Genomic DNA, 22,591 nt, shown 5'->3' with positions numbered 1-22,591 from the left:
GTTATGCAAATATAAAATAACATTATCTAACTCCAGTCTACCTACTCCGCTTCATACCGTCAATAAAAATCACGAATCAACAAAAGTTTCGGGCATGCCAATATTATCAAGCTCCGTGCCCTTAGGATCTGTACCGGTACAGATGAGAAAAATTACGTGTAATTTAACGTATTTTTTATGTTTTTATCAAATCTGTATCTGTCTCCGGCAACATTTTTTTATAAATATCAACGTGTTTTTTGCATAAAATGCTTATCTGTACCGGTACAGATTGAAAGAGAGTCGGCAACGCCCCCGTTCCAAGCAGGATTAGGCCGTTCATATTTGACAACTCCAACAAATACACGCACAATTAATTTCGTTATGTTTGTTATTATCCGTACAGGTAGGAGATGTACTATGCCCCGAAAAATTTCGATCCAAATGATTGCCGACCAGTTGGGATTGTCCAAATACGCCGTTTCCCGGGCGCTCAGCGGCAAATCCGGCGTCAGCGAAGCGACCCGCGAACGCGTGACGGAGCTGGCCCGCACGCTAGGGTACCAGCTGCCCCGGCACGATGCCGCTAAAGCGAAGGCGTCCGCCGACCGGGAGTCGTCTTTTGTTATGATCTGCATCAATCAATCGAACCGCGGCGATCCGTACTATTGGCAGCGGGTGTTGGAGGGGCTCGTTTACGGCTGCAGCGAACGGGGATGGCATCACGTCATCGTGTCGCCGGCGTTATCGTTTCCTCCCGACGCACCTTCCCCTCAAGCGGCGATCGCGCCTCATCTGGACTGGAGCAGCTGCGTCGGAATCGCCGTGATGGGCGCGTTTCCTTACCCTGCTTTGCAGATGATGGCGCGGACAGGCAAGCCTCTTGTGCTTGTCGATCACAACGAACCTCTGCTCGTCTGCGACACGGTGAATCACGCCAATATCGATGCCGGGATCGCCGTCACGCGGCATATGCTGGCCCGCAAGTGCCGGCGAATCGCGTTTCTCGGAGACGACGGACGCTCCGCGAGCTTCGCCGAACGGCGGATTGGCGTCCGCTTGGCGATGGAACGATACGGCGGCAAAGAGGCCGAACTGCTGGAGTGGGAGCTCCCATATGAAGAGGGTAAGTGGGAGGAACCGGCGGCGAACCGGCTCTCCCGCATCGCTCCGGACGAGCGTCCGGATGCATGGATCGCAGCCAACGACGATATCGCGATCCGCTGGATGAAACAGCTGCAGCGGATGGAATTGTCCGTTCCGGGACATTGCCGCGTAGCGGGCATCGATAACGTGGAGGCCGCCGCAATGGCGTCGCCCCGGTTGACGACGGTCAATCTGTGCAAAGAAGAATTGGGTCAGCGCGCCATCGAATCGCTTCAACGCCGAATGCATTTTCCCGGCACGCCGATAGAAAGAGTACAGCTTGCCGCCGAGTTGATTCCGAGAGATTCCGCTTAAACAAAGAAGCAGCACCGTCCCATGATTACGGGTGTGGTGCTGCCGTCTGCATATTTACATCGGAGTCGGACACTTTCTTCCTGAAATCGCTTGGAGAGAGGCCTACAACGTTCTTGAACGCACGATTGAAAGATATATAGTTCGTATACCCTATTTCCTCGCTTATCTCTTGAATCGGCTTGTCGGTCTCCAGCATCAGCCGCTTGGCGTTCATGATCCGGTGCCCGATCAAGAAGTCCAAGAAGTTTTCGCCGAATTCATCCTTGAACAGCTTGCTCAAATATTTGCCGTTAATTTCAAACAAATCGCTTAAATAATTCAGCGACAGCTCCGGATTGGCATAGTTTTCTTCAATATATTTGCGGATTTGCAAAATAAGCGCACGGTGACCTTTCGCATTGCGGATCGCTTGCATTTGCTCCGCAAGCTCTTGGAACGTAACCAAACACCGCTGCTCGAGCTCCTCCAATGTCTCCCATTCCTCCAACCTCTGAAGCAGCCGGTGGAGCGACTGTGACCAGATCTCCTGGTATTCTCTCGACAATTCCGCAAACTCTCGCTCGAAATGCTGAATCATGAACTGTAACATATTTACGATTTCTTGCCGGGACAGCAGCGATTCCGCGATTTGATCGAACAACCGTTCAAAATGCTTCTTCCACTCTTCTTCGGACAGACGCATCGATTGCACAAGCATGGAAATCGTTTTCAACTGCTCGTAAACGTCATGCATCGCATCCGGAACTTCTTTGCGTCTTATGATTCTACTCGTGCCTAGTACCGCTTTATACTGAAGCGCGTGGGCGGCACCTTGGCGGGAAGCTCTTAACCCTTGCAAGTCCGTTGCGGCGCCTCCGATTCCGATGGTCACCGTAAACCGGACATTGTTCTGTATCCATTCGCGATAACCGGACAACACTTTGTCGGCGATTTCTTCCTCCTGCGCGGAATCCGGAAGCCACAGCATGCAGGAAAGCCGGCGGTCCGAAATCCATTCCGTCCAAGCGTACAATCCTTCCTGCTGAGCGGTTTCCTGAAGAACGCTGGACAAGACGAACTTCATTAACGATTGGTCCTGCCGGTTATACTCTTCCGTAAACCGGCGGTAACCGTCGATTTCCATAATCAGCACCGACCAACGCTTGCCGCCTGCCGGAAGGTTCAGCTTGCCCAACTCGGACTTCCACTCGTCTTCTTCCATGCGGCGCACACCTTCAAGCAGCTCCTGAAAAAAATATTTCTTTTGCAAAATAAGGTTATCTGCATACTGCCGCTGATACTGTTTCGTTTGCTCAATCATGCTTTCAAGCGTCGTTTGAATGATATTGAACTCATTTTTGCCGGAATGCCCGATGCCGGAGTTTTTCGTGAAAGCGAAAGAATCGATCAACGCCACAATCTGTTGAATCGGCTTATAATTTCGCCGCGTCACGTAGAGCACCCACATGCCTCCGATCAGCACGACCGCCACCGCGAAAGCAAACCAGACGTTATATAATTCAAGCGCAAGTCTGATAAATACGTTGCGCATACCCGTTTGAACCTTCCACCCGGTATAGCCGGAGGATAATTCGGAGAACACTTCGGTCGAATCGCCGCGGACTTGCGGCGCCCCGCCGGAAGTCTTCGAAACCAGCAGATCATGGCCGGAATTGTCCACAACGTTCACGAAAGTGATATGCGGATCAAACATCCGGCTGATCGATCCCCGCAGCGAATTTATATCCGAATTTATATCAACATTGACGACCACCATGCCGTCTTCATAGTTCGAAACGCCGCGCACCAACGTTACTACCCGCTCCGCCGCTTGCGAATCGAACGACTTGAACTCCCTTGCACCCGTCCATTTATGCCCGGTTTGGCTTCGGCTTTGTTGTATAAAAGCGGCATCCGGAAATTCGCCGATCGGAACCGACTTCCCGTTGCTCAATACCGTGTCATCTTTAAACTTGACATAATAAATGGAATGAATCAAAGGGAAATCCAGCTTAAGGTCGTCCATGACTTGAACCGCTTGGATGACGGCATATACGTCGCTATTTCCGGATTTTTCAAAATACCCCTTAAGTTTCTGATTCGTCAATATTTCACGGAGCACTTTATAATCGATGGCACGCAGCGAATTATCCAGGTACTGCAATACCTGGGAGGCTAAAAACTGATTCGCTTGCAATGCCTGTTTTCGGTTTTTCTCGTTAAAAGCTTGGAAAAAGAGAATAAATAGTATCGTAGTCACGATAATGAATACGGGCAGATACGATATTAACAAACGCCGGAACCAAGTTTTGTTCATTATCAGGATCCCCCACCTTCATATTATTTATCAAGCCGGTGCGGTTTTCCCACTTCCCCTTAGATCATCCTTATATTATCTCTTATATTTTCTCTTATATTTTTAGGACAGTTTATCTAATTATAACGTTAATTTTTGAAATTTGCAGGCTCATGGGGCCTAGTTTTCTATGTAAAAATATTGAAAAATTAAGAAAAAAGAGGAAGAAAACCTGAAGATGACACTCCAGGTTTACTTCCGCCTTTACTCTAAGTTAGCCTTTAGACGGCTTGCGCAGACTTTATTTCTTTTCAATGGCGCGCTGATAAATATCGATGTACGTCTGCAGGTTCAAACCGTCGAACCCTTTAACATAAGCATCCCAGTCCTTCTCGATATCTTTCGTGCCGAGGATAAATTGCGCCATATTCGATTGAACGTAATCTACGATTGCAGGCGTCAGCTGAGCCGCCGTTTCGGTATCTTCGGCGCTGATCCACGCGCTCGACGGATAAACCTCTTTCGGAGCGAACGGCTCGTATTCTTTCGTCGCCAACGCGAGGCGCGTTTCGTAGCCTTTCGAGCTCAACGGATCCTGCGCCGAGGCGAAAGAATCGCGGAATTCCTTCGTCATGTCTTTCGGACCGAGCAGCGACCAGCTGTCGTTTCTTACAGTGTTCTCATCTTGCGCTTTCAATTTTTCAAAGCTGTACTTCGCCTGCTCGCCCCAGATGTTCAAATCGCCCGGCTGCGCTTTGCTCCAACCTACGCCCTCGTTTACCCCATATTCGCTGTACAAAGCGCCTTCTTCGCTAAATGCATAGTCCGCAATTTTGATCGCGGCGATTTGCTGCTCTTCCGTCGCTTTGTTGGTGATTACGAACGGGAATGTGCTGAAACCTTGGCTCATGCCCGCCAGTTGAACGCCGTTCGGCCCTTTGACCGGCGGAACGATCACCCAATGCTTGTGGCGGGTTTTCTCGTCTTCCCAAACATTGACGAGATAGCTGAGCAGCGCAGTCGTTATGGAGCCGACGATTTCGTCGCCTTCGCGGTTGCCGAGCTGGCCGACCGCCTGATCGTTTTGCGTGAACGCCGCCTCGTCGATCAAGCCTTCTTTGTAAAGCTTGTTCATGAAGCGGATGCCTTCTCTCCACTCCGGCTTGTTGGCCGCAAAATCGACCTTGCCGTCCTTCAACAACAAATAATTTGTGTTGTCGTTGTATATGAACGCGTTCATAATGTAGGCGTCGATGTTGCCGTTCCATACCGATTTATTCGGCGCGCCGGTCAGCGGAATTTCGTCGGCTTTGCCGTTGCCGTTCGGATCTTTCGTTTTGAAGGCTTTCAACACTTCATACAATTCGTCTGTAGTCGTCGGTACATTCAAACCGACCTTGTCGAGCCATTCTTTGTTCATCCAATACTTCTGCGAATATGTGCAATGGTAACATTCATTGACGCGCGGAAGGCCGTAAATATTGCCGTCCGGTGCCGTCATGGCGTCTTTCAAATACGGCTTCTTCTCCATCAACGCCTTAAGATTCGGCGCATGCTGGTCAATCAAGTCGTTCAGCGGAATCAGAACGCCTTGCTTGCTGTACGTCAGCAGGTCCGTTCTGGTGAAACCGCCTTCAAGAAACACTTCCGGATAGTCGCCGCTTGCAAGCAGCAGCTGTCTGCGGTCCTTCAATGCGTCCGCGGGGGCCAAATCCCACTTGAGTTTTACGTTGAATTTCTCTTCTACAAGCTTCGTATACTCGTTCTCTTCCATAGGTGCTTTGCCTTGCGGAGCGAAGAACGTCATTTGTACGGGTCCTGCAGGAGCTTCCTGTTCTGTCGCTTCCGAATTACCCGTATTACCCGTATCGCTTGTTCCTTCCGTTCCTCCCGCACCTTGGTTCGTGCCGCAGGCAGCGAGCACGGAGGACAACATCAACAGCAAAGCCAAAATCATGATGACCGACTTTTTCAAGAAAGACTCCTCCTTTTTGATAGATGTCCATTAAATACACTACTATATCCAAACCCTTTACGGAAGCCGAATTGACCTTCCACCTCCTTCCAAGGCTTTCCGAAGCGGGGATATATGCTAACCCTTCAAGGAACCGATCATGACGCCTTTCACAAAATGTTTCTGCACAAAAGGATACATGACAAGCACCGGAACACAGGCGGCCACAATCAAAGCATATTTAAGCACCTGCTCGAAGCCTTGATCCCGAAGCTTCGTTGCCGTTTCCGCCAACATCGTCGGGTCGGTAGAGTTGAGAATTAGGATGTTGCGAAGCACATATTGCAGCGGGAACAAGTGCTCCGACCGCAAATAGATTAAAGCGTCGAAATAAGCGTTCCAATGTCCGACCGCGTACATTAGCGTCATTACCGCGAGTATCGGCTTGGACAGCGGCAGCGCTATGCTGAGCAAATACCGGATGTCTCTGCAGCCGTCGATTTGAGCCGCTTCCTGCAGCTCGGACGGGATGGACGTCTGGAAAAACGTTCTCGCGACGATCACTTGAAATACCGAATAGGCTCCGGGCAGCCATAGCGCCCAACGGGTGTCCAGCATATGAAGTTCCTTGACCAACAGATAGGTCGGGATGAGACCGCCGCTAAAAAACATGGTGATCAGCATGAGTGTAATGAAAAACTTGCGTCCGTAAAATGTTTTTGTCGCCAGCGGGTAAGCGATCATGACCGTCAGCGCGACGTTGATGAACGTTCCGACTACGGTGTAGATGATCGAGTTCATGTACCCCGTCATCAGCTGCTTGCTTTTGAATATCGATTCGTAAGCCTTGACCGAAAATTCGACGGGAAACAGCCAGACTTGACCGGATACGACCGCTCTCGGGGAGCTCAGCGACGAACTCAAGATATACACCAGCGGATACAAAACGGTAAACATCAACGCCGTCAAGAAAATATAGAGGACTATGAGCAGCAGGCGATCACCCAACGGCTCTTTGATGCGGTTTTTATTGAACATGAGCGACCTCCGTTGAAGCAGATTTGGCAATCATCACCATAAACTCGTTTCCGAAATTTTGCGAGCAATGTAGTTCACGATCAACAGCAAAATCAGGTTGATCACGGAATTGAACAGTCCGACCGCCGACGAGAAGCTGAAATTCGCGCCGAGCAAACCGACCTTGTAAACATACGTCGAAATAACTTCGGAGGCGCTTACGTTCAACGGATTTTGCATCAGGTAAATCTTTTCGAAGCCGACACCCATCACGTTGCCCAAGCTCAGAATAAGCAATATCGTCGAGATCGGTATAAGCGCCGGGATGTCGATATGGATAATTTTCCTAAACCGCGACGCCCCGTCAATGCGCGCCGCTTCGTACAAGGCGGGATCGACGCTGGCCAAAGCCGCGATATAAATAATCGACGCGTACCCCATTTCCTGCCACACGCCGGACCAGACATAGATCGATTTGAAATATTGCGGAAGCCCCATGAAGTTCGTCGACGGCAGACCGAAGAACGTCATAATGCGTTCGACCACGCCGACATGCGGCGAAAGCATCAGAATTATAATGGATACCATAACGACGGTAGAAATAAAGTGCGGCGCGTAGGTCACCATCTGAACCGATTTTTTGAAAAATCCCGTGCGGATCTCGTTCAGCGCGAGCGCGAGCAGGATCGGGACCGGGAAGCCTGCGAGCAAGGAATAGAAGCTGATTCCGATCGTGTTTTTCATAAGCAGCATGAAGTTCGGCGACGCGAAAAACGCCTCGAAATGCTTGAAGCCGACCCACGGGCTTCCCCATATCCCTTGCACGACGTTAAAATTTTTAAACGCAATGGTTACGCCGCCCATGGGGATATATTTGAAAATTAGAAGGTACAGCACCGGCGGCAAAATCAATAAATACAGTTCCCAATGATTCCTCAAGCTCTTGACGGCGGGATGCATTCTTTTTTTGGGTTGACTCGTTTCTTTTTGGTTGTTCAACCCGGAATGCAATTTCTCTGTGTTGGTTATCATTTTTCCACTCCTCTTCCCCCGGCTTTGACAATCGGGCTTGCCTTATCGCTTGGGACGATTCTAACGCGATTTATTCCATGAATACAATTTGCAATTTTCACGCATATAACAAAATTCCCAAACGCCATCTGATAAGGAGAATCCCTGTTGTTGCAGGGCAAATCAGCCGTCAAGAAAATCCGTATACGATTTCGCCCGCTTAACAAAAATCCTTGGACGCTTTCGGAACGCCCAAGGATTTTCGCATCTCATCATTATTCGATTGTCATCCTGAATACATGGGCGATCGGCGTTTGCCCCGATGCTTCGGATGCCGGAAGTTGAATGCCGATTCCTTCATCGGTTCCTCGGAATTCCAAGACACGGTTCGTTCCCACTTGTTCGACTCGCCCGACCTTGCCTGCGTATGGGATGGTGATGTCGGATTCGACAGGTTTGTCGGAATTTTTATAAAGCCGGAATGCGTACACGGTATTTTCTTTACGTGTGAACGCCCACTCGCCCGTGAAATACGGCGCGCAAATCCTTGTACCGTACACCCCTTCGCCGTACACTTTCAACCAAGCGCCGAGCTCTTTCATTCTTTGAATCGCCCCTTCCGGAAGTCGGCCGTCCGGCTGAGGCCCGACGTTGAGCGCCAAATTTCCACCCTTGGCGACGACTTCGAGCAGGATGTGAACGAGCTGCCTGGCTGTTTTATATTTATCTTCGTAGCGGAAGGAGAAGGAGGTGCCCATCGTGATGCAGCTTTCCCAAGGAATGTTCATCGGTCCTTCCGGAATCGTCTGCTCAGGCGTCACGATATTCTCATAAGGACCTCCGACCGTACGGTCCGCGGAAAGCAGCCACGGCTGAAGCCGGCGCGCCTTCCCGACAACTTCGCCGAGCCTGATGTCCTGCCCTCTCCGCCCGGCCCGAACCCACCCGGCATCCAGCCAAAGCACGTCGATCCGGCCGTACCGGGTCATCAATTCCATGATTTGATCGTGAGTGAATTGCACGAACTTCTCCCACAGCCACGGATACTCTTTCGGGTCGTAGGACGGTCCCCGCCACATGTTCCGCCCGCGTTCCATGCCCGGAGCCCAGTAATAGGGCGTGTGCCAGTCCGCTTTCGAGAAGTAGGCGGCAACGGCCAACCCCTTATCTCTGAACGCGTCGAATAAATTTCTGCAAATATCGGCATATTTATGAGTGTGGAACGGGCAATCCTTTCCGGTAATGCGGTAATCGGTCGTATGGGTGTCCCACATGCAGAAGCCGTCGTGGTGCTTCGTTGTGAACAGCAAATATTTGAACCCGCTGTCTGCCGCCAAATCCGCCCACAGTTCGGGTTGAAACCGGACCGGGTTGAACGTCTTATTTAAATCAAAGTATTGGCGCTTGAATTCCTCCATATCGCTGATCCAATCGATATCGTTGCGCGACCATTCTCCGTCTTCGTCGCTTAGCGCCCAGGACTCCACTAAGCCGAGCTGGGAATAAGGCCCCCAGTGCATCATAAAGCCGAGCTTCTGATCCTTGAACCACTCCAATCGTTCCAGAAGCATCGGATTATCGGGCTTCACCCATTCTTCTTCTTTGCTGAAATTATGCACGCCCGTCTCGACGACTTGTTCTTCCTTGTCCAGTTCGACTGCGTTATTGTTTTCGCCCACGGTCATTCACCCCCTAATTGAATTTCGCGGCCTTCGCGTGCCGATTCGTATATCGCGCACAATATTTTCATCAGCTCCACGCCGTCCTCTACCGGGCTGAGCGTTTCTTTGCGGCCCAGAGAGCTGTCGATAAAGTGATTGATTTCGTTTGAAAAGGCCCCCATGAAATCAAACGATTTGTGGTCGACCTGAGGAGACACGTTCAATATCGTATCGTACTTCTCCGACACGAGCTGCAATTCCGGTTCGAGCTCCGCGCCGCCTCTGTCGCCGTAAAGCTTCACGTACAGCTCGTCTTGTTTCGCATGAAGCGTAAAGCTTACGTCGATCATAAGGCTGGCGCCGTTCTCGAAGCGGATGACGGCGTTGGCCATGTCTTCGACATCGTTTCGGGCGGCGTCATAGTCTGCGGCCTTGTAGAAAGACAAATTCCGGATGTTGGACCGGTTGCCTAGCTTGTTATACGCGTTCGCCGACACGGATTTCACCTTCGGTCTGCCCATCAAATACCAACAAACATCGATGATGTGCACGCCTAGATCGATGACCGGCCCTCCGCCGGAGCGATCCTTATCGGAAAACCAGCCTCCCGGATTTCCAAGACGGCGAAGGCACGATGCTTTCGCGTAATAAATGTCGCCGAGCTCCCCTTGATCGATAAATTGCTTCAACACTTGAGTGTTGCTGCTGTACCGGCGCACGAAGCCGACCTGCAGCAGGCGGCCGCTTCGGCGTACCGCCTTCTCTACCTCCAGCGCTTCCTCAACCGTCTGACACAGCGGTTTTTCGCAAAGCACGTGTTTGCCGGCGTCCAATGCGGCGATGCTGATCGCGGCATGGGAATTGTTCCATGTGCAGACGCTGACAGCATGAATTTCGGGCTGCGCCAGCAGCTCGCGGTAGTCGGTGAACACTTTGGACGCTCCGTATTTATCCGCTTTTTCCTTCGCGCGCGCTTCATTCAAGTCGCAGATCGCGTATATCTCAACCTCGGGATTTTTTTCGTATGCTTGCAGATGCAGGTCGGAAATCGATCCGGCGCCGATCACGGCTATTTTCAGTTTGGACAATCTCTCCACTCCCCTTATTATTCAGTGTTGCGCTTACGCTTCATCCCACAATCTGCGAGCGTTCGCCATAGCGATGCGGGATGCCGTTTTGCAGTCTTCCATGCCCTCGAATTCGATAGACAGGTAACCGTCATATCCGGAGCTTTTCAGCACTCGGAACACTTCAGGCATGTCGATGTCGCCTTGCCCGACGATCGCGCCCCGCAAATAGTTCCCGTGGGCGGAACGAAACCAGCCTTCCCCCGGATTGCGGGAGGCGGGGCGGCGGTAAAAATCTTTCGCGTGAACCATCGACGCATATGAAATATTGTTCATGACCGCGCTCACCGGGTCTTCATCGACGCACAGGAAATTACCGATATCGAGCGTAGTCTTGAAATTGCCGCGGTTCGTCTCGTGAATCAATCTACGGACGCGTTCGCTCGACTGAATATAGTATCCGTGGTTTTCCACGCTCGTCGTGATGCCGAACTGCGCCGCGTAATCCGCGATGCGGCGGCAAGCTTCGACGAGCTTCGGCAAATCCGCTTCGAACCTGGCGACGGTGCCTTCCGCAGGCGGACGGAACGCGACGTCGTGCCGCATCCTGGTCACGCCGAGCGCATGAGCGGCGTCTACATGCTTCATTACGACGCGAATCTCGTTCTCGTACGCTTCGGAATCTTCCTTCGTGAAATCGGCCCCCACCGCGTAGTTCGAGATGTCGATGCCTTCTTCTTCCGCCGCCTTTCGAATCCGGTCGATCAAGCCGGGCTCGTCGATCAAGCTGTACCCGATCGGAACGATTTCCACATGCTCTCCGCCCTGCTCCGCGATCCAACGGACCGCATCGACGACAGTCAAGCGTTTCTTGTCCAACTCTTGCTGCAGGCTGTATGTGCTGAGGCCTATTTTCATCTTCTCCGTCATCCTCTCTTTGGCAAAATGGCTCACAACCACCTATACTCCGTTTACCGGCATTGCGCAATTAACAAAAATCGACTTGTTTTCTTTTTTCCGCTTCGGCCGTTCGGCCGTTGTCAGCCGAGATCCGGGCAATCCGCGAACGTGACGGCGGTTTGGCGGGTCTCATGAAGCTCGAATATTACGATTTCATTGTCCCCTTGCCGCAGCAGCGGCGCCGGCACGTACAACGTCCGCTGGGGTCCTTTGTTCCAATAACGTCCGAGGTTGAAGCCGTTAATAAATACGACTCCTTTGGTCCAACCGTCCATATCGAGGAAAGTATCAGACGGTTCATGTTCGTCAATATGAAGCGTCCCCCGGAAGAAAGACGGCGCAAGCTGCGCGCCGAGCGGCTCGTAACCCAGCTTGGATACGTCGTCAAGCGGAAGCGTGCGGATCGTCCAGTCGAACAAAAACTGGAAGCCGTGTCTTACGCCTTCGGTTATGCCTTTCATATCCCTGAGATACGGCCCGTAATTGACGCGGCCCATATTCTCGACCAAGATGCTTATTTCAGCGCCCTCCGGCCGAACCGCGAACGAAACCGCCGCATCCTTGTTCCCGCGTTCGAGCACCCCTTGATACCGTCCGTCGACAAATACGAGAGCGCGGTCCCGCACCTCTTGAACGACCAATTCCTGATTTTCTCTCGGACCGGAGATTCCGGTCGTATAGAGGATAAAACCGTAACCCTGGCCAAGCTTCTCCATCGGCTCGGGATTCGTCATGCGGACTGCGTGCGACAGCCGGTCCAGCTGTGAAAACAACGCCGTTTGTCCGCTCATTGCCACGCGGCCGTACGCCTTCTTGCCGATCGGGTCGGGCAGCTTCAACTCGCCGATATTGCTGTAACGGGAAATGGCTTCGCGCACCGTGTAAAACTTTTCCGTCGGCTCACCCGATTCGCTCAGCAGCACGTCGTAGTCGTAGCTCGTAATGGTCGGCTCGTATTGGTCCTTTTGTTGGCAGTTAGCCCCGTTGTAAAAACCGAAATTGGTGCCGCCGTGAAACATGTAAAAATTGACAGAAGCGTTCTCTTTGAGCATCTCTTCAAACACCGTCGCGACATCGGCGGCGTCGCGGGTATGGTGGTTATCGCCCCAATGATCGAACCACCCGTTCCAATACTCCATGCACATGAGCGGCGCATCCGGTTGGTACTCCCGCAGCTTCTCGAAAGCGTGCCGCGGCCCGGACCCGAAATTGACCGTCGCCAGCGTTCCGGGGACGGTACCGGCTTGGAGCATCGCGTCGGTCGGCCCGTCGGACGTGAACAGCAGCACGTCCATGCCTCGTTCTATCATGCCTTGACGCAAATATTCCAAGTATCGGGCATCGTTGCCGTAGCTCCCGTATTCGTTCTCGACTTGCATCGCTATGATCGGGCCGCCGTTCGTGCACAAGAGCGGCTTCAATCTCGGCAGGAGCACGTCGTAATATGCGTCTACCCGCGCGAGAAACTTATGATCGTAACAGCGCAATCTCATATCGGGATCGGCAAGAAGCCACGAGGGCAGTCCGCCGAACTCCCATTCCGCGCAAATATAAGGGCTCGGACGTACGATGACGAACAATCCGAGATCGCCCGCAGTCCGGATGAAACGTTCGATATCCGCCATGCCGTCGAAACGAAATTGTCCCGGTTTCGGCTCGTGAAAATTCCACGGAACGTATGTCTCCACCGTATTAAAGCCGCACGCCTTCAATTTTTGCAGCCGGTCGGACCAATACTCCGGCACGATCCGGAAGTAATGCATCGCCCCCGATATGAGGCGGACCGGTTTTCCGTCGTACATGAATTGCGTGCCTTTATAATGAAATTCGGCCACGCTCCATACCTCCTCCACCGCCTAAGTACACCCCGAAGCTCGACAAAGTCGGGCACCATCTCGACTCGGTTATCGTTAGTCTTATATATCTGCTCGTCACAGTGTCGAACCGGCAAATGCGCTTATATCCGACAACCGTTCCCCGGTATATTTCGCGCCAGCCATCCCCTTCCTTGCATTCGAGAGTAAAGCTTTCGATTCTTTGACCTGATTTCAAATGCTCCATCAAGACGATTGTGTTGAAGGTTTGCAGTTCATTCAGGTCGATCTCTATTTCCGCTTGCTCGGTTCCTTCGGACGGACACCAGTACGTGTCGCAGCTTCCGTCAAAAATGTTGTTTGCGTCTCTCTCTTCGTCCAACGTATCCGTCGCGCGGGCTGCGGCACGTTCCGTCAGATTGATTTCGAACGTTTCGCTGATCGCTTTTCCCAGCTGCTTCAACCGCTCTGCGTCGTTCTCGTGAATAAGACCTCGCTTGTCCGGCGGAAGGTTGAGCAGGAAATTGGCATTACCTCCGACGGATCCGTAGTAAATGTTCAGCAGTTCGTCCAGGGGGCGGACCTTGTCGTCCTCCGAAGCGTGGTAAAACCAGCCCGGCCTGATCGACGTGTTCACTTCCGCCGGATACCATATCAGTTCGCGGACATTTTTAATCACTTGTCTGCTGCCCAAATCGCTGTCTTGCGTGTCGACCCTTTTTGAAAACTGTCCGTCATCGATTTGTTGCGACTTCTTCTGAATTTTCTCGTTGTCCTGCAATTGGGCAGGCACTACGCTCCATTCGGATTGTCTCGTATGACCGGCTTCGTTACCGCACCAGCGCACATCGGGACCGCAAACGGAAATGACGGCGTTCGGCTGCAGCTCCCGGATCACTTCATAGTAGCCGTCCCAGTCGTACTCCTGCCTTTTCCCGTTCGGTCCTTCCCCGCAAGCGCCGTCAAACCAGACGCAGAAAATATCGCCGTAATCGGTCAATAGCTCTCTCAACTGATTTTTGAAAAACTCGTTATATCTCGGCGAATCACCGTAGGTGCGTTCGTGCCGGTCCCATGGGGATACGTAGATTCCGAACTTGATTCCACCTCTTCGGCAAGCGTCGGCCGCTTCCTTCACGACGTCCCCTTTGCCGCCTCTCCACGGGCTGTTCTTCACCGAATGATCGGTGTACCTGCTCGGCCACAGGCAAAAGCCGTCATGATGCTTGCAAGTTAGAATAAGCCCCTTCATGCCCGCGGATTTGCATACGTCGACCCATTGATCCGCATTGAATTCGACAGGATTGAATATCGCCGGATCTTCGTCTCCAAGCCCCCATTCTCTATCCGTAAAAGTGTTTACCGTAAAATGAATGAACGCGTAAAACTCCATCTCCTGCCAAGCCAATTGCCTCTCCGACGGCTTCACCAGCGCCGCCCTCTTGATCGCTTCCGTATCGCCCGTTTGCGTCATTTTGCCATGTTACCTCCTTTGTGCCGCCGCTGCCGTGTCCTTCCCGTCTATTGTGACAGCGCAATCTCCCAAAAAGCGATCCGCTGCCTGTTCCATGAGTAGGTCACATATAATGTAGAATCGGAAACCGTTACGCTCGGATACGAATATTCGCCGGGGCCGTCTTCCATTACCAGCACCTGCTCCCAGTTCGAACCGTTATCGTGCGACAGAGCTAACGCAAGCGGCGTTCTCGCTCCCCCGTCCCCGCTGACGGGATTATACACGAGTGCCAGCGTTCCGTCTTTCAGCTGCGCCAAATCTATGCCGCTGTTATTGTTCGGAACCGTTGTCCGAACCGCCGGACTCCAAGTTCGCCCGCTGTCTGCGGAATCGCTGCGGTAAATGTACCCTTCAGTGCTTCGAAGAAGCATATGGACTTGCCCGTCCCCGCTCTCCCAAAGCGCAGGTTGAATGACGCCTTTTCCCCTGCATTGGGAATGGTCGAGCGGCACCAACGCGCTTGACGTCCAAGTTTCACCCTCATCTTCCGATAGATCGACGAATGCGTCCCAATCGCCGATTTCCAATGAAGCAGGCGCCGCCCACGTACCGCTGCTCAGCACGATCGGCTTATTGCGCACAGGCCCTCTGCCGCCGACGTCGCCTACGACGAGCGGCCGCGGCTCGGACCAAGTGCGTCCGCCATCTTGGGATTGAATGATCCGGGTGTGCCAGTAAGGAATTGTATGTCCGACTTTATAAAATAGATGAACGGTACCGTCGGGGCTTTGAAACAGAACCGGATTCCAATGAGGCAAGCCGTCTTCCTCCGCGACTCTGACCGGAACCGACCAACGTCCTCCTTCGCATCTCGATATCCAAATGTCGACATCCGCGTGGCCTTCGCAAGTCCCGCCAAACCACGAAGCCAGCAAATCCCCGCTCGGCAACCATAAGACGGTTGAAGCGTGGCAGCACGGAAACGGGCGGTCTTCTTCAAATATATACGACTTTCTCGCAGATAAAATCTTCATTAGTAATGTAGCTCCTCCCCGTATTTGTGCGCCTACATATTACCGTCTGCGCCCTTGACCCGACAATAGACACAATTCGCCCGGTTATCGATTTTCGCCTGACAACCGGTATTCGCCGAATCAGTTTGAAACCAAATCGTTCTATGCCTCCGGAAACGGTGATGCCGGTGCTTGTGTATGAGGACGTGAATCAGGCGGTTGACTGGCTGTGCAACATCTTCGGGTTCACGTTGCGTCTGCGCATAGGGAATCACCGTGCGCAGCTTATGTTCGGTGACGGCGCGGTCATTGTGAGCAAACGGCAAATTGATGCATCAGGCACTGTTGATTTCCGGAGTCACTCCTTGCTCGTTCGGGTTGAAGATGCGGATGCTCACTGCGAGCGTGCCAGAAAGTACCGCGCTCAGATCGAGCAGACGCCAAAAGACTTTCCTTATGGAGAGCGGCAGTATACCGTTGTAGACATTGGCGGTCACTTGTGGACGTTTTCACAATCGTTTGCGGACGTCGCTCCCGAGGAGTGGGGAGGCACTCTGGTTCAATTCTAATAGCCCGAACGCGGGAAATCACAATTCGAAAGAAAAACTTCTAACGAAGTTTCGAGTAACTAACAAGAATTGGTTGCGCCAATGGAGCACTATAGTGCAGGATCTGCTATAAGACTTTACATATTACACTATGAAAACTTTTTGTTAATTTACTATCTGAAACCTGCGTTGTTTTTGAAACNGCTATAAGACTTTACATATTACACTATGAAAACTTTTTGTTAATTTACTATCTGAAACCTGCGTTGTTTTTGAAACTCGTCAGCAATAGGTAAGCGTTTGAAGTGATCTCCGGCTTTTCCCCTGCTCCACACGGAGCGTGCGACTTTCGCCGCACTCCGCGCTCCCTCTAACTGAACGTACTAGATCATAAGCATCCTCGTTACTCACAGATTTGGTGTTATTCGAATCCCAATACCGTTAAGCTTGCACTGTGGAAGTTCCCACGTTCATACCCGATCGGTGCAATTCACGCTTGGAGAATGATCATTCTTTTCAGTTAGACTTGGGGCTGTTCCTCCATTCCCATTACAAGAACTTCGTCAGTCATGCCCCTACCCTCACAAGAATAAATGCATTTCGGCTAATGCCTTATAGCAACCGCTTCGGGTGACAGCCCTTGTTGCAACGTTCCTTGTTTTCCAAGTACCTTACATCCTAGCTATCCGTTCTGGACTTAGGTGCTCCCTGTGAGCCTGTGAGCTGGATACCGCCATAGTTCGGCATAGCGTATTTCATAGGAAACATTTTTACTTTACGCCACTCACCCCATCGTTTGATGGTACATAGGCTTTCCCTATGTTCTAACTTTAGACCCGTACATTCGGTTGTTCGTCAGTTCCTTTTGGGGAACGATTCTCACCATATCCAGTTTCTCAGCCGCGCGGCATATCCGTTGGCATACCTTTTCCAAAGGAATGGCTTCAGCCTTCGTTCTGCCGAATCTACCTGTTCTTCACACCCCATGACCTGTCAGCCATGACGCATGCAGGAGTATTGGCGGGATGGTTTCAGGAAACATGGTACCGTCATTCCCATCCTTGGATGTAAAGTTAAGATTAATCAAATTAATCTCCTGCTTTTCACGCTTTTGGACGCTTATAGCAGAACTTGTCGAGCGGTCTCCGTTAGTTGAATAATCTAGGGTTTGAGTTACTCTAAAAGTGAATCCGTTAAAAACGTGGCCCACTCTCAAATTGCATCAGCAAATTGCTTTCGATATAAATCTGCGTATAAACTGTTGCGGATCAGCAATTCGTGATGGTTCCCTTTCTCCGCGATTTTACCGTCCTTCAGCACCAAAATTTGATCCGCTGCCACGATCGTTGACAAGCGATGTGCAATGACAACTGTAGTGCATGACCGCATCAACGTTTCTAAAGCAGACTGCACGTAATGCTCCGACTGCGAGTCCAGATGAGAAGTTGCTTCGTCAAGGATGAGGATTCTCGGTTTTTTCAAAACTGCTCGTGCAATCGCCAACCGTTGTCTCTCACCGCTGGATAACCGATGCCCCCTCTCACCCACAATCGTGTCGTACCCATTAGGAAGGCTGTGGATCAAGTCGTGAATGTACGCATCCTTGCATGCTTTGACAAGCTCTTCATCGGTTGCATCCGGCTTGGCGAACAGCAAATTTTCTCTGATACTGGCATGGAAGAGGAAAGGATCCTGCGTGACATACGCGATGTGCTTTCTAATGCTGTTTAACTTCACTTCCTTAATATTAACGCCGTCAAAGCGGATGCAGCCGGAGGTCGGATCATACAAACGTGCCAACATTCCGATCAAAGTTGTTTTACCTGCGCCGCTCGGTCCCACCACTGCAAGTTGTTGCCCTGCCGATACTTCGAAGTTGATATGGTGCAGGACATTTTTCCCGGCGGAATATGCAAAACTTACACTGTCAAATGAGATATCGCCCTTCACATCGGGAAGTTCCCGGGCATTGTCCTTTTCCGCCACATCCGGCACAAGATCCAGATACTCGAAAATCCGTTGGAAGACTCCCATAGAAGTGACGAAATCCATATAAAGATTCAACAACTGTTGCGTCGGCCCGTAGAGTCTTCCTAAATAAATCGTGAACGCCACCATGTCGCCAATCGTCATCGTACCTTGAATTACACTATAACCGCCGTATAAATAAATCATTACCGTACCCACCGCAGGCAGCGCGCCGTTAAACATCGTGATCCATTGGCCTAAGAGGTTCAGTTTCAATTCTTTCTCCATGATGTTCTGATTAACGGTGGAGAATCGTTCCTTAAGCCACGCCTCTCTTCCGAATATTCTGGTTAGCAAGGCGCCTGAAATACCGAAAGCTTCCGAAATGAACGAAGATAACGTAGACTTCCATTCTTGGGTTTCGCTCATCAGTGCCTTCCGTTTTTTCGCCGTTTTCCGGGAAGGGATGACATATGTGGGTAGCAAGAGGAGGGAAAAGACAGCCAATCTGTAATCAAGGAAAAATAAAATACCCGCTGCGGTACACCAAAAGATGAATTGTGTAACTGCGGTGATGACGCTTTTGGCCGCAATGTTTTGGATCATTTGCACGTCTGATATGAGCCGATGAACGATCTCCCCGGAACGGGAATGGGTAAAGAAACGCATCGATTGCAACTGCAAACGTTCCATCATTACCATGCGGATATCCCTCAACACCTGCTGGCCGACGATGTGTTCCCGGTGACTCTGCCATACACTGAGCATTCCGCCGACGGTGACGACAGCGAAAAAACAGCCACAGAGGATAACCAACAACCGAATATCTTTCGCAGGGATGGCATGATCAATGATCTCTTTCATGAGTAACGGGGTTGTAAGTGACAATAAAGCGGCGAGCAGCGACAACAGAATTACAAAAACGAAGGAAAGATGATAAGGGCGAAAAAAAGAAAGAATTCGTCTCGTAAAACTCGCTTCCATACGCTCACCTCCTAGATAATTCCTTTAAAATTTCATCATCCAACTGTCCTTCCATTACTGCCGCTTCAATTAATGGACCGTATCGCAGCAAGTCCAAATATGGAATCATGACTGCAAGCAATGATCCATGTAACTCACCGTCAATAATTTTTGAGAAAATAATCCCCTTCGACTCTTCGTCCAGAAAAGGGATGAATTTTTCCAACATGTCCTCATCAAGTTTATCCAATGAAGCTTTTTTCATCAGTTTCGTGAGCCCTGTCTCGTTCATATAAACGGCAAGCTCAACGATATGTTTGATTTCAACGCCGTGTTTTTCAAAACCTTCGGCAATCAACTCCAGTGTACTGGCTTTCACCAGGGGGGCGATGTTCACAACCGATTCCGCACCCACTTCCTCTTGTTTCAACAACCCAATGACTTGATCCGCACGCCCGTCGACGATATACCGCAAAATTTTGCTCTCGTCTTTTTCTTCCTCGCCGCAGTTTAATAGTTGATCGACCGTAACGCAGAATATTTCTGAAAGTTTCGGTAGCATTGCAATGTCCGGGAATGAGTCGCCCACTTCCCATCTTGAAATCGCTTGTCTTGTGACGCTCAGAAAATCTGCCAGATGCGATTGTGTTAAGTCATGTTCCTTCCGCAGATGGGAGATATAGGCGCCAAACTTTTTTATATCCATACTTCACAACCCCGCAAGAAGATTTATCAACATTCTACTTGATAAAATGTGGAAAATTAAGCAATCATTCGTTGCGCACAATCTCCAATTCCTTATAGTTCTAAGAATGCGCCCCCTGAGACAATAATAATAAGGTGATTGATCTGTTGACGGGGATCATGCTTTCGACGAGAATTTTTTCTTTGAGGCGAAGTACGACGGTTGGTGGATTTTCCTAAGGGGACAGGATAGAGGGTTGGTTAACATACCAGTGATAGTGACCACAGTGGCATGAATCTCTATCCTTTTTTTAAATCAGGAGTATTAAATTCCTTGATTGCGAAATGATCGTTTTATTTAATTCTTCACGCAAATTCAATTACCTTTATTTGTAACTAAACTGCCCGTTAGCTGAGCGATCAATGGTGATTCCTCCATCAACAAAAGGGTTAAGTTCTTGTCTATCGGAAATTCCGCTGTTTATGCGGGGTTGAATCGGCTATTGTTGTTGTCGTCCGACGACAACTTTCTAAGGAAACACAAAAGGCCCAAGTTCTTGTCGTTCGTTCGCGACAAGAACTTGGGCCTATAAATAAAAAAGCCCGCGAATTAAGCGGGTTTGAATCGGCCCATTACTTGTCGCCCGACAATTCCGCTGCAAACTTCCGATAGTTCAAATACAAGCTCGCTTCTTGCTGTTGCGGCACGCTGCGCTTTCGCATGTGGAACATAGCTAGTGTGCAGCGGTAAAAAATACCGCTGCATACAAAAGCGTGTAACGTATCAAGAGGCGATTTTTCGCTTTAAGCGCCGCTCTCCAGTTTACTTCACCACTTTCACTCGTCGCAAAACAAAGAAACGATCCGAATCCCTTCCGGGGATATGCGTACGAGGCCGCGGTCGGACAGCCGGAGCGTCGGAATGACCACAAGCGCGAGCAGCGACAGCGTCATGAACGCGTAATTCATTGTGCAGCCTGCGTCGTAAAGCGCTTTGCTGATCGCCGCGGATTGTTCGGCCACCGTCTCGAACGGCTCGGTCGACATGAGTCCGGCGATGCGCAGGGGAAACTCAGTACGCCCCTCCCCGGTGACGACGGCCACCCCGCCTTGTATGGCAACTACCGCATTGGCCGCTTGAGCCATCAACTCATCCGAATTGCCGATGACGAGCAGATTGTGGCTGTCGTGGGCAACCGTCATCGCAATGGCCGCAGGTTTGTGAAAACCGATGTTCGAGACGACTCCGACGCTGCGACCGCCCGTGCCCTTGTGTCTTTCGATCACGGCGATTTTGCACAGTCCGTCCCCGCCGCCGACCGCAAGCCGATGCCCGCTAACCGGTAAAGATACGACCCTTTCTGCGGTCTCGACATGGTTTTCGCGCACTTCAATGACCCGGGTGCGAACCGTCCCGGATTCAATCGGCGCATGAATTATAAAATCATCGGGAACGGCCGGCTTCGACACATGCACCGAATGCAGCACTTCATCCGGATACTCGTAACCCGGCAGCGATACCGTCATGCGTCCGTTCTCGGCCGCGACCCGTCCGGCGGCGATCGTCATCGCCACGTTCACATCCGCCAAATTGCCGTCCAGCAAAATAATATCCGCGAACGACCCGGGCGTAATCGATCCGACGTCGCGGGCGACGCCGAACCGTTCGGCCGTGTTGATCGTCGCCATCTGGAATGCGGTCACAGGCTTCACGCCTTGTGCGATTGCGTGGCGAAGCACGAAGTTCATATGACCTTCGTCCCTCAACGATTCCGAGCTGCGGTCGTCGGTGACGAGCATCATTCGGCGCGTATCCAATCCGGACTCCGTATGCGCTTTGATCGTCTCGGCCACATCGTGCCATGCGGAGCCTCTGCGCATCTTCGCATACATGCCCAACCGGACGCGCTCGATTACGTCCTCCGGCGTGACGCACTCATGGTCGCCGGTCACTCCGGCCGCGGCATACACGGGAAGCCTCCAGTCGTCAGCAGGCCAAGTGAAATGACCGTCCGCCACTCTTCCCGCACGCAATGTCGCCTGTATTTCACCGATCATCTTTTCATCGCCGTACACAACGCCGGGGAAATTCATGACCTCTCCCAGCGCGATCACGTCGTGCCCCCAACCGAACGCCTCCGCCACTTCTTCCGGACCGAGCGCAGCGCCTGCCGTTTCAAACTCGGACCCCGCCGACGGAACGCATGACGCGACCTGCATATACGCAGCTAAAGGAGTCGTCCGCGCTTCCTCCAGCATATGGCGGATCCCCTTCAAGCCGAAGACGTTGGCGATTTCGTGCGCATCGAAAAATCCCCCCGTCGTACCGAGCGGCAGCACGGCTCTCGCAAATTCGGTTACGGTCAGCTGCGTGCTTTCGATATGGCAGTGACCGTCCAACAAGCCGGGTGCGGCGTAAGCTCCGGCCGCATCGATGACCTGAGTCCGCTCGCCGACCATATGGTCTATCGTTTTGCCGACATAGGCGATGCGCGAGCCTTGCACTCCGATGTTCATACCTCGGAGAATTTCGCCTGAACAAACATTGACCAAGGATGCATTTTTAATGACGAGCGTCGCCGCTTTTTCGCCTCTTGCCGTCGCAACCAATTCGGGAACGCAATCAGCCAAAGGCTTTCGAAAAACATTCATGACAATCCCCCCGAGCTTGACACACCGTTTTCACCGATCATAATCCCTTGCGCTTGTCCCATTATACCATCCCAATCGGGAGCAGCTCCACCTGATGCCCTCACTGCC

15 protein-coding genes are annotated in these 22,591 nt (G+C 51.5%); 2 read left to right on the top strand and 13 right to left on the bottom strand.

All coding sequences use genetic code 11. The annotated features are described in order from the left end of the window. Positions 1–399: 399 nt before the first annotated feature. Complete coding sequence (locus JET16_RS15920; protein ID WP_199617387.1) at positions 400–1,440, top strand: LacI family DNA-binding transcriptional regulator; 1,041 nt, start codon at positions 400–402, stop codon at positions 1,438–1,440. A 25-nt stretch (positions 1,441–1,465) separates the two neighbouring features. Here JET16_RS15920 and JET16_RS15915 read toward each other — a convergent pair whose 3' ends face one another. From JET16_RS15915 to JET16_RS15870, 10 genes are all read right to left on the bottom strand, one after another. Beyond that, positions 1,466–3,736: a helix-turn-helix domain-containing protein gene (locus tag JET16_RS15915; RefSeq protein WP_199617386.1), complete on the bottom strand. Its 2,271-nt coding sequence runs from the start codon at positions 3,734–3,736 to the stop codon at positions 1,466–1,468. 280 nt (positions 3,737–4,016) lie between these two features. After that, positions 4,017–5,690 carry a type 2 periplasmic-binding domain-containing protein gene (locus JET16_RS15910; protein ID WP_199617385.1) on the bottom strand — a complete coding sequence of 558 codons (1,674 nt, stop codon included), beginning with the start codon at positions 5,688–5,690 and terminating at the stop codon, positions 4,017–4,019. 117 nt (positions 5,691–5,807) lie between these two features. Next, complete coding sequence (locus tag JET16_RS15905) at positions 5,808–6,707, bottom strand: carbohydrate ABC transporter permease (protein WP_199617383.1); 900 nt, start codon at positions 6,705–6,707, stop codon at positions 5,808–5,810. A gap of 33 nt (positions 6,708–6,740) precedes the next feature. Next, on the bottom strand, positions 6,741–7,646 hold the full coding sequence (locus JET16_RS15900; RefSeq protein ID WP_233531706.1) for an ABC transporter permease: 906 nt from the start codon (positions 7,644–7,646) through the stop codon (positions 6,741–6,743). Positions 7,647–7,972: 326 nt separating this feature from the next. Continuing rightward, a complete protein-coding gene (locus JET16_RS15895) occupies positions 7,973–9,376 on the bottom strand; it encodes an alpha-L-fucosidase (protein ID WP_325176705.1) in 1,404 nt (467 codons plus the stop codon). Between the two features lie 2 nt (positions 9,377–9,378). Then, entirely contained in the window at positions 9,379–10,446 is a 1,068-nt protein-coding gene (locus tag JET16_RS15890; RefSeq protein ID WP_199617377.1) for a Gfo/Idh/MocA family protein, read from the bottom strand. 33 nt (positions 10,447–10,479) lie between these two features. After that, positions 10,480–11,343, bottom strand: coding sequence for a sugar phosphate isomerase/epimerase family protein (locus JET16_RS15885; protein WP_199617482.1), 864 nt, complete (start codon positions 11,341–11,343; stop codon positions 10,480–10,482). A 122-nt stretch (positions 11,344–11,465) separates the two neighbouring features. Continuing rightward, entirely contained in the window at positions 11,466–13,220 is a 1,755-nt protein-coding gene (locus JET16_RS15880; protein WP_407673154.1) for a glycoside hydrolase family 35 protein, read from the bottom strand. Further along, positions 13,201–14,673: an alpha-L-fucosidase gene (locus JET16_RS15875; protein WP_199617376.1), complete on the bottom strand. Its 1,473-nt coding sequence runs from the start codon at positions 14,671–14,673 to the stop codon at positions 13,201–13,203. The genes JET16_RS15880 and JET16_RS15875 overlap by 20 nt, the downstream gene beginning before the upstream one ends. Before the next feature lie 47 nt (positions 14,674–14,720). Further along, a complete protein-coding gene (locus tag JET16_RS15870; protein ID WP_199617375.1) occupies positions 14,721–15,689 on the bottom strand; it encodes a sialidase family protein in 969 nt (322 codons plus the stop codon). Between the two features lie 167 nt (positions 15,690–15,856). Between JET16_RS15870 and JET16_RS15865 the strand changes: the two genes are divergently transcribed. After that, the gene (locus tag JET16_RS15865) at positions 15,857–16,237 is read left to right on the top strand and encodes a VOC family protein (protein WP_199617374.1); all 381 of its coding nucleotides are present in this window, start codon (positions 15,857–15,859) and stop codon (positions 16,235–16,237) included. A 1,191-nt stretch (positions 16,238–17,428) separates the two neighbouring features. Here JET16_RS15865 and JET16_RS15860 read toward each other — a convergent pair. The 3 genes from JET16_RS15860 to JET16_RS15850 all read right to left on the bottom strand — a co-directional run bounded on the left by JET16_RS15860 (position 17,429) and on the right by JET16_RS15850 (position 22,483). After that, entirely contained in the window at positions 17,429–19,168 is a 1,740-nt protein-coding gene (locus tag JET16_RS15860) for an ABC transporter ATP-binding protein (protein ID WP_199617373.1), read from the bottom strand. Positions 19,169–19,172: 4 nt separating this feature from the next. Then, complete coding sequence (locus tag JET16_RS15855; RefSeq protein WP_199617372.1) at positions 19,173–19,853, bottom strand: helix-turn-helix domain-containing protein; 681 nt, start codon at positions 19,851–19,853, stop codon at positions 19,173–19,175. Positions 19,854–20,668: 815 nt separating this feature from the next. Next, positions 20,669–22,483 (bottom strand): adenine deaminase, encoded by a 1,815-nt coding sequence (locus JET16_RS15850; protein ID WP_199617371.1) that lies wholly within the window; start codon positions 22,481–22,483, stop codon positions 20,669–20,671. Between the last annotated feature and the right edge of the window lie 108 nt (positions 22,484–22,591).

The organism is Paenibacillus alkalitolerans (assembly GCF_016482785.1).
Classification (GTDB): domain Bacteria; phylum Bacillota; class Bacilli; order Paenibacillales; family YIM-B00363; genus Paenibacillus_AE; species Paenibacillus_AE alkalitolerans.
This window is presented reverse-complemented; position numbering and strand designations above follow the sequence as displayed.

Bases quoted from the DNA above. Each gene is read 5' to 3' on its own strand.
- JET16_RS15870 (WP_199617375.1), bottom strand. From the start codon at position 15,689: ATGAAGATTTTATCTGCGAGAAAGTCGTATATATTTGAAGAAGACCGC.
- JET16_RS15860 (WP_199617373.1), bottom strand. From the start codon at position 19,168: ATGGAAGCGAGTTTTACGAGACGAATTCTTTCTTTTTTTCGCCCTTAT.
- JET16_RS15855 (WP_199617372.1), bottom strand. From the start codon at position 19,853: ATGGATATAAAAAAGTTTGGCGCCTATATCTCCCATCTGCGGAAGGAA.
- JET16_RS15850 (WP_199617371.1), bottom strand. From the start codon at position 22,483: ATGAATGTTTTTCGAAAGCCTTTGGCTGATTGCGTTCCCGAATTGGTT.
- JET16_RS15885 (WP_199617482.1), bottom strand. From the start codon at position 11,343: ATGAAAATAGGCCTCAGCACATACAGCCTGCAGCAAGAGTTGGACAAG.
- JET16_RS15900 (WP_233531706.1), bottom strand. From the start codon at position 7,646: ATGCATCCCGCCGTCAAGAGCTTGAGGAATCATTGGGAACTGTATTTA.
- JET16_RS15905 (WP_199617383.1), bottom strand. From the start codon at position 6,707: ATGTTCAATAAAAACCGCATCAAAGAGCCGTTGGGTGATCGCCTGCTG.
- JET16_RS15915 (WP_199617386.1), bottom strand. From the start codon at position 3,736: ATGAACAAAACTTGGTTCCGGCGTTTGTTAATATCGTATCTGCCCGTA.
- JET16_RS15920 (WP_199617387.1), top strand. From the start codon at position 400: ATGCCCCGAAAAATTTCGATCCAAATGATTGCCGACCAGTTGGGATTG.
- JET16_RS15875 (WP_199617376.1), bottom strand. From the start codon at position 14,673: ATGACGCAAACGGGCGATACGGAAGCGATCAAGAGGGCGGCGCTGGTG.